Source organism: Planktothrix pseudagardhii, assembly GCF_904830925.1.
GTDB lineage: Bacteria > Cyanobacteriota > Cyanobacteriia > Cyanobacteriales > Microcoleaceae > Planktothrix > Planktothrix tepida.
Genome location: NZ_LR882967.1, coordinates 2940004 through 2953445, shown reverse-complemented (window position 1 = coordinate 2953445; position 13442 = coordinate 2940004). Strand labels below are relative to the sequence as shown.

General features: G+C 37.9%; 11 protein-coding genes. 6 read left to right on the top strand and 5 right to left on the bottom strand.

Annotated elements, in window-relative coordinates; genetic code table 11:
- The first annotated feature begins 208 nt into the window (after positions 1-208).
- From NMK36_RS12450 to NMK36_RS12425, 6 genes are all read left to right on the top strand, one after another.
- Positions 209-1252 carry a hypothetical protein gene (locus NMK36_RS12450; protein ID WP_254173855.1) on the top strand — a complete coding sequence of 348 codons (1044 nt, stop codon included), beginning with the start codon at positions 209-211 and terminating at the stop codon, positions 1250-1252.
- Positions 1249-2241, top strand: a complete 993-nt coding sequence (locus NMK36_RS12445) for an AAA family ATPase (protein WP_254173854.1) — start codon at positions 1249-1251, stop codon at positions 2239-2241. Before NMK36_RS12450 ends, NMK36_RS12445 begins: the two co-directional genes overlap by 4 nt.
- On the top strand, positions 2234-3313 hold the full coding sequence (locus NMK36_RS12440; protein WP_254173853.1) for a hypothetical protein: 1080 nt from the start codon (positions 2234-2236) through the stop codon (positions 3311-3313). The genes NMK36_RS12445 and NMK36_RS12440 overlap by 8 nt, the downstream gene beginning before the upstream one ends.
- Positions 3314-3445: 132 nt before the next feature.
- Positions 3446-4951 carry a formylglycine-generating enzyme family protein gene (locus NMK36_RS12435; protein WP_254173852.1) on the top strand — a complete coding sequence of 502 codons (1506 nt, stop codon included), beginning with the start codon at positions 3446-3448 and terminating at the stop codon, positions 4949-4951.
- A 431-nt stretch (positions 4952-5382) separates the two neighbouring features.
- On the top strand, positions 5383-6630 hold the full coding sequence (locus tag NMK36_RS12430; RefSeq protein WP_254173851.1) for a bifunctional sterol desaturase/short chain dehydrogenase: 1248 nt from the start codon (positions 5383-5385) through the stop codon (positions 6628-6630).
- A gap of 137 nt (positions 6631-6767) precedes the next feature.
- Complete coding sequence (locus NMK36_RS12425) at positions 6768-7652, top strand: diguanylate cyclase domain-containing protein (protein ID WP_254173850.1); 885 nt, start codon at positions 6768-6770, stop codon at positions 7650-7652.
- 71 nt (positions 7653-7723) lie between these two features.
- Here the strand turns inward: NMK36_RS12425 and NMK36_RS12420 are convergent, their stop codons facing one another.
- The 5 genes from NMK36_RS12420 to NMK36_RS12400 all read right to left on the bottom strand — a co-directional run bounded on the left by NMK36_RS12420 (position 7724) and on the right by NMK36_RS12400 (position 13405).
- Entirely contained in the window at positions 7724-8680 is a 957-nt protein-coding gene (locus tag NMK36_RS12420; RefSeq protein ID WP_254173849.1) for an o-succinylbenzoate synthase, read from the bottom strand.
- A complete protein-coding gene (gene menH, locus NMK36_RS12415; RefSeq protein ID WP_254173848.1) occupies positions 8677-9486 on the bottom strand; it encodes a 2-succinyl-6-hydroxy-2,4-cyclohexadiene-1-carboxylate synthase in 810 nt (269 codons plus the stop codon). Before menH ends, NMK36_RS12420 begins: the two co-directional genes overlap by 4 nt.
- Positions 9487-9513: 27 nt before the next feature.
- Positions 9514-9732 carry a hypothetical protein gene (locus NMK36_RS12410; protein ID WP_254173847.1) on the bottom strand — a complete coding sequence of 73 codons (219 nt, stop codon included), beginning with the start codon at positions 9730-9732 and terminating at the stop codon, positions 9514-9516.
- Between the two features lie 205 nt (positions 9733-9937).
- On the bottom strand, positions 9938-11824 hold the full coding sequence (locus NMK36_RS12405) for a class I SAM-dependent methyltransferase (protein ID WP_254173846.1): 1887 nt from the start codon (positions 11822-11824) through the stop codon (positions 9938-9940).
- A gap of 120 nt (positions 11825-11944) precedes the next feature.
- Positions 11945-13405 carry a TldD/PmbA family protein gene (locus NMK36_RS12400; protein WP_438822820.1) on the bottom strand — a complete coding sequence of 487 codons (1461 nt, stop codon included), beginning with the start codon at positions 13403-13405 and terminating at the stop codon, positions 11945-11947.
- Positions 13406-13442 lie beyond the last annotated feature (37 nt).

Sequence of the window (13442 nt, the reverse complement as noted above, 5' to 3'; positions counted from 1 at the left end):
CAGAATAAAAACAGGAAGAAAACAAATTGTTTGTTGTTTTCTTTTGCTTCTGTAAATACCCTATCAAGATGATTTGTTGTGGTCGAGAGCAGATAGTGTTACTTAAATGATCTGCCCTACTGCCCTATTTGATCTGCCCTATCTGCCCTATTTGCCCTATTTGCCCTAAAATGGATTAGGTTTAGTGTCACTGTGATGACTGTTATCTATGATTAAAAAAAGAGAACCAGGTCGTGTTGGAGCTAGTGAGGAGGGTTACTACTTACTGCGAAAAGCGCAGAAATCTAAAACCAAGGAAACAGAAAAAGAATGGACTTATGATAAAATAGCTGAACAAGTTGGTTGTTCATCAGATACAGTTAAACGCTTCTTTAGTGGTAAAGAAAAAGTTCTTACATATACTGCTAAAGAAATTGTTAAAATATTAGATTTAGATTTCTCTGATGTTGTTGATTTATCACAATCAAATATAGTTAATAGTCAAACTAAAGACTCAAAAACTCCTAGCCAACAATTAAAAGAAGCGTTACTCGATCTAAATTATATTGAGCAAGACTATCGTTTCCGTATATCTTTGACAACAATGGGAACGGTTGGAGCATTTTTAATACATGGAGAAGAAGGCTATGGACAACGATGGTTACTGAACCGTTTGGCGTGTGTAATTCCTTATAATTCTACAGCTTATCAAAAATCGCTTGACATTCTTTATCCAAAAACGCTTTTTGATTTTTGGGAAGATCTGGGGGATAAGCTCAACTGTTCTCCAACTCCAGAAGCGATCGCTGAAAAGCTTTATCAACATTGGACGACTCAAACTGTCATTCTATCGATTACCGATATTCATAAAGTTGATCAAGGTTTAGAGTCTTTTTTGCAGCAAGTCTGGTTAAAAATTATTGACAAAACCAACAATTATAATCCTACCAATGATTTTAAAATGGTTTTATTTATTGTTGGTAATCAAACTTTTAAATCTATTTCTAATTTATTGATAGACTTACAACCAATTAAGGCGTTTAAAAATGAAGAAATTAAACGCTGGGGAGGAGCAAAACTGTCTGATTTATTATCTGAAATAAAACAATATTCTACAGAACAAAGTCAAGCTTGTATTACAGAGATTATAAAACGAAACACGCCACCGAGTTCTCAGCCAGAAGAAAAAATACCCCCTTTTTCAACTTTAATCCGAATTTGTAAATCTTGCAATATACAATATGCAGATATAGAAGGAACTTTTACCCTATGAATGAACCTTTAGAATACACAGGTGAACAATATCAACCGCAACCGGAATTCAATCAACGGGGAAAAAAACGGTATCCCTATCGTCCTGAACCGGGGTTAATTCAAGCGGTTAATTTAGCGATCGCTTTAGAACGTCCCATACTTTTGGAAGGGGAACCTGGTTGTGGTAAAACACAACTTGCACCTGCTATTGCGTATGAATTTAGTCAACGTTATCTCCAAGGAACTAAAGAATGGCCTTATTTTTCTTGGAATATTAAATCTACTACTCGCGCCCAAGATGGATTATACACCTATGATGCGATCGCCCGCTTAAGAGATGCTCAATTTTTAGGGATGAATAACTTAGAACAATATTTAAAAGAAAATGAAATTAAGGCGGTTATTGAACGATTAAACAATCAAGAATCTTATGTAAAAAGAGGAGAATTAGGGAAATCTTTTGAAATTAAAGAAAATCGACCGATTGTATTAATTGATGAAATTGATAAAGCAGATATTGATTTTCCGAATGATTTATTGTTAGAATTAGATAAATTATATTTTGAAATACCTGAAATTGGAGCCACTGGAGATAATGCTATCAAAGCTGAACAATCTCCTATTGTAATTATTACCAGTAACCGAGAACGAGAACTACCTGATGCGTTTCTCCGTCGGTGTTTATATTATTATTTGAAGTTTCCCGATGAAGAAGAATTAATTGAAATTGTTAAACTGCATTTTCCTAAGATCAACTTGGAACAACGGGAATTAGTTGATGAAGCCGTTGATCAGTTTTTAGATATACGAGAAATGGGAAGTAACCGTCCCACTGCTAAAAAAGCTGGAACAAGCGAACTGTTGGACTTGATGAAAATTCTACTCAATAAACCTGTATCTGAAGCATTTGAAGATATTAAAGATTTAGCAGGTAATCTTCCTTTATTGGGAACTTTACTAAAAACCAAAGAAAGTCAAGACTCCTATCAACGGAAACGCGATGAATAACCCAAATCACCCTAATTATTTAGGTTTATTTCTACACCTACGAGACGCAGGAATGTCCCTAACCGTTGAACAATATCTGTTATTTCAACAAGCGTTAACTTTAGGGTTTGGTCAAAGCAGTTTAGCAGACCTGAAACAACTCTGTCGTTTGCTGTGGTTTAAACCCAAAGCATCGTTTAATTCTGATATTTTTGATACAGAATTTGATCGTTATTTTACCCGTTTTCAGTCGCAGAAATTACCAGAAACCTTATTAAAACCTGAGACAATTACAACTCCTCCCACTCCCGAAATCACCCCAAATCAAACCTCCTCAACTCCTGACAAAATACCCACCCCAACACCATCGAGTTCTGTGCAAATTCCCATTGCTGTACGCCGCGAAGGATTTCGATCCCAAACCTCAAAAAAAACCTCCAAAGACTTTAGTTTTAACGTTCAAAATTTACCCGTTACAGAACGTCAAATTCTGCAAAGTTGGCGTTTTTTACGCTATCCTATTATAGAAGGTCATGCAACTGAACTCGATATCCCCGCAACCTTAGCTCAAATTTACCGTCAAGGTCAAATCTTTGAACCCGTTTTACGTCCTCGCCGGGTTAATTACCTGGAATTATTATTGTTAATAGACTGGGATGGTTCCATGATTCCCTTTCATATTCTAGCCCAACAATTGATCACCAGCCTCAAAAAACACACTTTTGGTAAAACCCAAATTTATTACTTTAGAAATTGTCCCCATCATTATCTTTATTTATTTCCCAACCAACCCCAAGCAAAACCCCTCGATGAAATCCTCCCAACCCTACACAAAAATCGGACTATTGTGGTAATTTTTAGTGATGGAGGTGCAGGACGGGGAAATTATAATCCAGAACGAATTGAATTAACTCAAGTCTTTTTTGATAAAATAGAACCCTTAGTACGATCTTTAATTTGGCTTAATCCTTTACCCGAAGATCGATGGCAAAATACAACAGCATCAGGAATAATAGAAACCCTCAATCTTCCTATGTTTGAGTTTAACTGTTCTGGACTCAATGCAATGGTTCGTGTGATTTCTCGTTGCTAGGTTCTACCTAGCAATGCCTAATTTCAGGCTCCGCCTGCTATGATTTGGAGGCAGAGCCCCCCGTTAATATTCCCTGGTAGAACCAGGGAACAAGGATGACAGGTTAAAATCCCTATAAAAACTCGGTTTCTAATGGTTCATGACATCCGACAACAACTCGCTGACCATCGGTTGGAAGCCTTTGCAGAACGCTTTCCTAAGACGATGGACTTATTATGTCATGCGGCTTTTCCCCTCGCCCTCACGCCCCATTTGTTATATTGTTTGCGGGAAAATTTCGTTCCTGACTGTGATTTTATTGCTGTTGCGGATATCTTGTTGTCTTCCCTCTGTGTTTCAGTCGGACGGGAACTCTATGCTATAGATGGTAAAGTTCGAGACTTGTTACTCCGTCGCCTCAAAGCCAACTTTGGAGAACGTCGCCTTAACCGTTTGGCGGACTATATGACAGGTTACATCCAACAACAAATTTCCCTCCCCCATAATAGTCGCATTGCTTGGCAATTAGGCCCCGAACCCCACTGGACAGCCCTAGCTTATACTCGACCAGGGGAAGCCCTCAAAGAAATTAGAACAGCGATAGAACAAGCTTTAAAACAACCCGATGCTCAAGAACGGGTGCGTTTAGCCTCTTTGGTTGAAAGTTATGGCGATTTACTCCAAGAAACTGGCTTTGCTCCTATCCTCACCCTAGCACAACAGTTAGAAGCAGAACCCTCTGAAGAACTACCCCTATCGGTGTTTTCCTTTGAAACCGTCACTGTTAACAACCGAGGGAAGATCATCAAACGGGAAACCAAACAAGCGCGGTACTTCACCGAAGACTTGGGGGATGGTGTGACGTTAGAGATGGTTTATATTCCTGGGGGGACATTCCTCATGGGTTCACTGGAAATGGAAAAAGACATCTACGAGAGTGAACGTCCTCAACATCAAGTCACTATTCCCCCGTTCTTTATGGCAAAATATCCCATTACCCAAGCCCAATGGAAAGCCGTTGCGAACTGGCCTAAAATTCAACGGGATCTCAACCCTGACCCTTCGGACTTCAAAGGGGATAACCGACCCGTAGAAAACGTTTCCTGGTACGATGTGGTAGAATTTTGTGCCAGACTCCTACAACACACCAGACGCAACTATTGTTTACCCTCAGAAGCCCAATGGGAATATGCTTGTCGTGCTGGTACTCAAACCCCTTTTTACTTTGGGAAAACGATAACCAGTGATTTAGCCAATTATGATGGCAACTACACCTATGCAGAAGAACCGAAGGGGAAATATCGAGAGGAAACTACCCCGGTCGGTGAATTTCCTCCTAATGCCTTTGGATTATATGATCTCCATGGCAATGTCTGGGAATGGTGCGCCGATCCTTGGCATGAAAACTATAAAAAAGCTCCAACAGGAGGAGAAGTTTGGGGTGAAAAAAATGATAATGATAATCTTTATCAAATCTATGATCTTGAAAATTTAGTCAACTTATTAAACAGGAATGATATCCGGGTGATGCGCGGAGGTTCGTGGATCGGCAATCCCAGGAATTGCCGCAGTGCCCTTCGTAACAGGTACGAGCCGGGCAGTCGGTTCAGGCTCTACGGATTTCGTGTTGTTTCCCTCCCGCCTGCGTGGACTCTTTAGCCCTTTGCTCTTTAGCTCTTTTGCCCTTTACCCTCTTTTTTTTACCCTTAGCGAGCGAAGCGAGCTTTAAAATTTTTTTTTCAAAAACGATATGTCTTGTTGCTAGGTTCTACCTAGCAATACTCCATTGCAGGCTCCGCCTGCTAGAATCAGAGGCAGAGCCTCCCCTAGAGATTCCCTGGTAGAACCAGGGAACTAGGAGTTATAATCTTTGTTAAAAACCCGGTTTTTTGACCCCGCAGTTAACTTTCAGAAATCGGGTTTTTGAGTTAACTTAATATTAATCATCAAAATTTGGATAAAAACTCGGTTTCTCAACTCCGCAGTTAACATTGAGAAACCCAGTTTAGCGATTGAGTCAGGAAAGATTTATAATACCAGAGATAAAAATAAAAATTAGTAAGTAGAGGTGTGTGCGATTGGATATAGTAATGGTTTGGATGGAAAATATTGCTTGGGGACTAGGTTCTATCTTAGGTGCGGAACTGGTACGAGATATTTACCATACCCTGGCTCATGTTTTTACACCGTTATATCGTTTGCATAATTGGCATCATCGGGTATTCCGTCCCGATTTAACCCCAGTCAGTGAAGACATTTATCGCCAAGCTCATTGGTATAATGACGTTCCTGAAGCTGGTGTTATGTTAAGCTTTACGTTAATTTTATTAGCGATCGCCCATATTTACAGCCCTGAACAACAAGGATTTGCCCTTCTGGGTTGTATTTATACCTTCGGTTTTTTATTATCTGCTATTGCTAGAGGAATGGGAATTCCAAATGCGGATAAACTCACCGATTTAACCCATCTTCCGGGTGAATTTTCCAGTCCACCTGCACCTTGGATGGTGAATCGAACTTACCATTGGCGGCATCATTTTGATAATCAAAACGCTTATTTTTGTGGAACCTTTACAGTATTAGATAAAATCATGGGAACGGCACTTTCATTAAAAGGAAAAACCGTTGCAGTCACCGGAGCATCAGGAACTCTCGGACAAGCACTCCTGTTTCATTTACACTTAAAAGGTGCAAAAATTTTAGCCTTAACCTCTGGTGAACAAACCCTAAACTTAACCGTTGAAGGAGAAACCATTCCCATCAAAACCGTAACCTGGAAAGTCGGACAAGAACAACAATTAGCTGAGTTATTGCAAAAGGTTGATATTTTAATTATAAATCATGGGATTAATGTTCAGGGTCTTAGAACAGAAGAAGCAATCTCTCAATCTTATGAAGTCAATACATTTTCCTGTTGGCGATTGTTAGAATTATTTCTGAGTACCGTCCGCACCAACGCTGATATCGCCAAAAAAGAAGTGTGGGTCAATACCTCCGAAGCTGAAGTCGGGCCAGCCTTAAGTCCCCTTTACGAACTCAGCAAGCGGACGTTAGGAGATTTAATCACTCTCCGTCGTTTAGATACGCCCTGTGTCATTCGTAAATTGATTTTAGGGCCATTTAAGAGCAATTTAAACCCCATTGGTGTCCTGTCTCCTGACTGGGTGGCTCAACAAATTCTTAAACTTGCCCAAGCCGATGTCCGCGATATAATTGTAACTATCAATCCCCTGACATTTCTTGCCTTTCCCATTAAAGAATTCTGGGTGTCTACTTATTTCAAAGTGTTCAGTCGTAAATCTGCTGATATAACCACTACTGCTCTCAAGCGCAATTAGAAGCCTAGAGAGTTCAGGAGTTGGTACTGGGGGCGAGAGGTTGATGGTCAAAATTAGGAGAATTGTTTTCTCACTCCTCCTAATTTTTCAGGGTTAATTCTGCCTGTCTAATTTCAAATCTTTCCATCTACACTCCAATGAATAAGAGTTTGAGACTATTCCAGAAGGTCAATATTTGGGGAGAAAAAAACTCCTCTAAAAGTAGACTTTTTTCCATCGGCATCTTAGCGGTTAATCTTCCCCTACTCGGTTCGACACTTTATTTAATCTTACATCCCCAATTTCCCTTGGGAAAAGAAATTTTTGCCGTTGTTTTTTTTAGTACAATTGCTGGATTTATTTTATTAAATCATAAAATAAGCCAAGTTGAACAGTCTATTATTAAGGCAACAACAGCTTTAAATTCCTATTGTGAAACAGGAGAGATTTTAAACTGTAATTCTAGTCCTTATTATGAACTTAAAAACTTGTTTAAAGCCATTGAATATAACCTTCAAAAAAGTGAGCAGAGAATTGTAGAGCTTGAGACTATAATTGGCTCTCGACAAGAAGAATTTTTTCAAATTCTTCTGGAACAAGAAACCGCAGAAAGCCATCTTCGTCAATGTTTGGGTATCGCATCCCGTCATCATTTACCTTTATGTATTGCTTTAGTGAAGATTGAAGGGATTGATTTACTTGAAAATTCAGATCCTTTAAAAACTCAACCCCCGGAAGTAACGGCTCTAATTCAGAAATTTCAACAGCTTTTACGAGAAAGTGATTGGGCTGTTCATTGGGGAGATCAAGAATTTTTATTAGCGATCTTTTCAGAATTACCCGGAACCCAACTAGCACTCAGTCGCATTTTAAATCATTTCTTAACCGACACAGAAACACTTCCCAGCACTCCGCCTCAATGTTCAATGTATATTGGATTTACAGCAGCACAACCCAATGAACATTATCGCGCCTGTATTGAACGCACAAACCAAGCTTTACAAAAAGCCAAAACGACAGGAGAACATTGTGTTTATCTGTGAGGAATGTTGAGGATTGACTCTTAATAGAAAACTTATAATCTCTATTGATCGGGTCTTTCTTTATATATAATTTAACCAGTGAACCAGTGATTAATTCCAAATCCAACCGCACGATTATAGAATAAAAGTTCAGAGGCTATTTTTAAAGCGGATTTTTGACCAATATTGGTTTCAAAAACTGACGAAAAAACAGCATCAATTTCATGATTTTGGCAAAAGTTCTTGAGTTTTTTGGGAGAACCGAAAATAGCAGGCTTAATGACAAAAATATCTAGCCATCCTTGTTGATAGCAAGAGTTTAATTGTTGTAAATTAGCAACGGATTCATCTAAGGCGAGGAGGGTACTATAGCGATCGCATAATTCTAACATTAAATCTAATTGATCAATCGATAAGGGTTGTTCTAAAAATTCGATTTCAATTAACCCTTGATTTGCATTGATTAAATCACAATGTTCTAACCATTTTTTTGCTTGCTCAAAGGTTAAACCCTCATTGGCATCTAACCTGAGATGGATTTTTTGAGCTTGAGTGGGGCTTAAAGTTGTTGTTATACTATGAATTAACTTTTGGAAAATATTGATTTCTTCAGTGATATCATCAACGCCTATTTTCCATTTAAAAGTTTTAGCTCTTTGCTGAAATAGAGTTTCCCAAGTTGTTAATACAGTTTCTCCGGTGGGTAATAATTCACTATAGTGAAGTCGAGATAAATCAACGAAGCTATTAGGATTTAACTCGGTAAATGCCGATTCAAACCCGAACTGACAAGCAGGTAAATAATCGGGAATGGTAAAAATTGTTTCGATTGAAATGCAACTTGGAAGTTGTTGACAAAATATAAGTGCATCTTCCATTGTTTCCGACCCAAACCAACTTAACGGAGCAATTTCTCCCCATCCGATATTACCCTGCTCATCCGTTAAATTTAAAATAATTCCTTCTCGCGTTTTCCATATTCCGTGAGCCGTTTTTAGAGGAATTTTAAACGGACGTTGATAGGGTTGAAATTGAAATTGATAGTTCATTCGGATAAAAATTTAATAATGGCATTGATCCACACTTGAGGGTTTTCGATTAAAATATTATGACCACAATGGGGAACAATTTGCAACTGGCAAAGGGGAGATAATGAATTCATTTCTTGATTAATCCGTTTAAATTTATCATCAAATTCCCCTACTAACAGCAATAAAGGAATTTTATTTTGTGGCAATTTTTCCCAGAGTGAAGGTTGATTTCCCGTTCCTAAATAACGCAGAGATTTTGATAATTCCAGGGGATTATTGTTTAAGCGCTGGGTAAAAATTTGTTCAAATTTAGGATGATTTTTTAAGCTTTTAAACAAGGGTTGAGCATACCACTGCTCTAAAAAGGTTGTGAAATCTAAGGTTTGCAGTTGTTCGACTTTTTGAAGATCACAAATAAACCGTTGTAATCGCTCTGATTCGGTTTTCAGTCCGGGAGATGTGGATTCTAATATAACTTTTTGGAAATATTGAGGAAAATGTAGCGTTAAATATAATCCTAATCTTCCCCCCATAGAATATCCCATTAAATAACATTGGAAAATCTTCAGATGGTTTAACACTTCTATTAACGCCGTTGCTGTTTGTGGCATTGTATAATAACTATCCTCTCCTAAAACTTGGGTTTTGCCATGTCCTGGGAGGTCAATCGTTAAACAGCAAAACTGAGAGAAAAGAGGAAAAATTCGAGCGTTAAAATCCTGACTATTTCCCAAAAATCCATGTAAAAATACAATAACAGGTTGATTAATATCACCGTTTAGGGTATAATAAAATTGATAATTTTTTAACATTATAAACGGCATAGGATTTAAAAAAATTCTATCAGGGGATTAATCAAGCATCCAATGTAAGACGGGAACAGAAGCCGCACAAAAGGCCATAAATCCAAATAACCCTAAGAGCATCCCAAAAAATAAAAATTCTTCGCCTTTTTGTTTAGCGAGTTTAACAATAAAATAGCTGTAACCATAACAGGCGATAAAGAAAATAACGATAAATGCGGTGAAATAATACTGCATTGTGGTTTCGCTCAATTTAGATTCAGCCACACTTAAGTAGCTTTACTGATTATTGTACTAAACTTTGGTTAAAAATGAAAGAACACAGACGTACCAAGGCGAAGCCAGACCGTAGGCTGAAGTGGGTTTGGCTCTCCTGTCGATAGGTCATAAGCAAGGCTGATTTAAAAAGGCAAGTTAATCGTTTTTCTCACCTCCTCTCAAAATTTTTTAAGATTTAGAAATAAAATAAATATTACAACCGCTTTAATAAGACTCCAGTTTGCCAATAATAAGCTTCTTGTTTAACCGCTAAAACTTGGAAAAAGGGTTTCCATTTAGCTTGAAAATAATCTAAATCATAGAAAACCAGTGAGCGGGTATCTCGTCCCAAGGTAAACATCCCAAAATCTTGATTAATATATTCAAAATAATTTTGAATGCAAGCTTGTTTCTGTTCTTCGGGCCAGATATTATTATTAGAAAGCCATTGTTCTGGAGAGTCCTTAATTTTTTCAAAAATAAAGCGTTCTTGAATTGTAATAAAAGCCAGTCCTCCGGGTTTTAAAATGCGTCTAAGTTCCAACAACCAAGCATCAGCTAAATCATCAATATGGGTAAAGACAGAACCTGCATAAATTAAATCAAAATAGCGATCTTCAAAGGGTAAATGGGGCATTGTTGTCCCGACAAAAAAATGAAAGGGGGGACTCATATTTTGTTGACACCAAGTAATACAATCAGCGTTAATATCTGTTCCCCAGATTTCACAAATCTCGGATAAATCTGCTAACTGCCGAAGAATACGTCCCGATGCACACCCAAAATCTAAAATTCGGCTTCCTGTTTTGAGAAAATATCCACACTCTCGCAATACACTTAACATCACCTGAACCTGAGTTTTTCCAGAGTTAAGATAATACTCCTCATTTTCTGCAAAAACTAACATAATTTCTTGAGGAGGAACAGGAAATTGCCATTTTCCGGTTTGAGGATTTTTACCCAAAGAAAGGGATTTAGGCAACGCATAAGAGGGATTTTGTCCCGATTTGGGGTAATACTTTAACCAGTCAATAGGTTCTAGTAGGTTTGATGAGGCGTTGGAAGAATTAATCGCTGGAATTTCGAGAAGTTCATTTAATTTTTCTTGTGCTGAACTATCATTAGGTTGCAGTTTTAACACGGTTTCAAAACAAGTAATTGCATCTTTTTTCTGTTCTAAATTAAGATAAGCTAAACCTAAGTTATAATAACAAGAAGCTTCCGTTGAATTCAATTCTAAAGCTTGTTGATAAGTTTGAATTGCCTCTTGCCATCGTTGTAATTGAATTAACCCATCTCCTAAATTTTTATAAGACCAAAAGAAATCGGATTTAATTTGATTGGCTGTGGTATAAACATTAACCGCTTCTTGCCATCGTTTTAACTGAGATAAAGCATCTCCTAAATTAATATAAGACCAAAAGAAATTCGGATCAATAGAAATTGCTTGTTGACATACGGGAATTGCTTCTTCCCATCGCTCTAATTGAATTAATGCTTTACTTAAGCCAATATATGACCAAAAAAAGTCCGGTTTCAATTCCAGGGAACGGCGATAAATAGGAATAACTTCTTCCCATCTTTCTAATGTCGTTAATAGTTCTCCTAATTTTTGATAAACTCCCCAATAGTTCGGATCTAATTCCCTCGCTTTTTGATAGATAGGAACGGCTTTTTCCCATTGTTGAGTCTGGGCTAAACATTCTCCTAAACTATTATAAACCCAAAAGCAATTTGGGTCTATTTGACAGGCTTTTTCATAGACAGGAATGGCTTCTTGCCAGCGTTGTAATTTAATGAAGGCTTCTCCTAAATTATTATAAGCCCAAAATTCATTCGGATTTAATTCAATAACTTTTTGGTAAGCGGTAACGGCTTGTTCAAATTGTTCAAGTTTGAGGGAATAGTAGCCAATTCTTTGATAAGCCAAGAGAAATTGAGGATCAACATTAATCAGTTGTTGATAACACGCGATCGCTTCTGGAAATTGTCCACTTTCTTGATATTGAATTGCCTGTTGATATAATTCACTCATGAGCGGGGCATAGAGATTGGTGGAGGGGGAAATTAGTATAGTATCTTGTGGATTAGATGGGTTCATTGTCTTGGGTGTAAATTGTTGAACTGGGTTACTTTTATCTATTCTATCAGTGAATTGCTGTATTTTCTGAATTAGGTAAAAGTCAAAAGAAAAATATTGATTTTACTTTTTATCCTGAGATTATCTCCCTCCAATATTAATATTTTGTACCCGCACGGGAACACAAGCATGAGTCATTTGAGCAATTTGTAAGGGTTCGCCTTTTCCACACATATTAGTACCACATTGTTGCCATTCAGAAGCAGGGCCGATAGCATCTACTTGATTCCAAAAATCTGTTGTCATGGCATGGTAAGTAACATCTTTTAACATTCCGATAATTTTGCCATTTTTAATCTGCCAAAACCCATCTCCACCAAATTGAAAATTGCGCCGTTGTTGATCAATTGAAAAACTCCCAATTCCATCAATTAAAATCCCCTCTTTTGTATCAGCAATCATCGCTGATAATGTAGCGGTATGGCTTCCTCCTTCTGGCCCTGGTTCTAATCCTAAATTAGGAATTCTCACCATAGGTAAACTTGACCAACTATCGGCAAAAGCACACCCATTACTACTCGAACGTCCTAAACGATAAGCGGTTTCTCGGTCGGTTAAATAATCCACTAAAATTCCATCTTTTACTACATACCATTCTTGAGAAGGAACCCCTTCATCATCATAGCCAATGGTGCTGCGTCCAGCAGGTTGGGTGCGATCGCATTTAAAGTTAATCCAAGGTGCTCCATATTGTAAGGTTCCTAATTGATCTGTTGTGGCAAAACTGGTTCCAGCAAAATTAGATTCATAGCCATAAACTCGGTCTAATTCTGTGGGATGACCAACGGATTCATGAATGGTTAAATAAAGATTAGTTGGCTTTAAAATTAATGTCGTTTGAATGCCTGACGGCCCTTTAGGAGCATAAACTTTTTCAATGGCTTCCTCGGCGACTCGTTCAATTTGACTCAATAAATCCGTTTGATCAATATGTTCATAACCTAAATTTAAAGGAGGACGTTCATAACTACGACTTTGAGCATCTCCATTCGCCACCGCCGTACAACGATATCCACTATAACTACGATAAATTGTTTGTTCAATCAATGACCCTTCTGTAGAAGCAAATAGTTTGTTTTCTTGGTTAAATTGCAGATGGGAACTAGCTTTTCTAATCCCCTGTTCTTCATACTGAAGTAAGCGGTCATTAATTGTTAATAATAAGTCGGCTTTTTCTGTGATGGGAATAGAAAAGGGATCAATGGTAATCGGTGTAATATAACTATCTTGATAAGCTTGTACGGGAACTAAACGCACAGGATTTTGTTGACATAAACGGCTCCCTTTCGCAATTTCAATGGCTAAATTAATCACTCGAATCAGTTCTTCTGGAGTTTGACGATAACTCGCCGCAAATCCCCAAGATCCATTCAGAAGAACTCGAACTCCAAAACCGGATTTCTGATGATCTGTCAGGTGACTTAAGGAACGATCATTAGCATGAAGGCTTTGATTTCGATAAGTACAAAAACGAATATCTCCATATTCACATCCCGCTTGGTGAATCCAATCAATCGCCAGGGTGGCTAAATCGCAAGTCATGGGTCGTGTAGGGGCGTTTACCATATTTGATGAATTA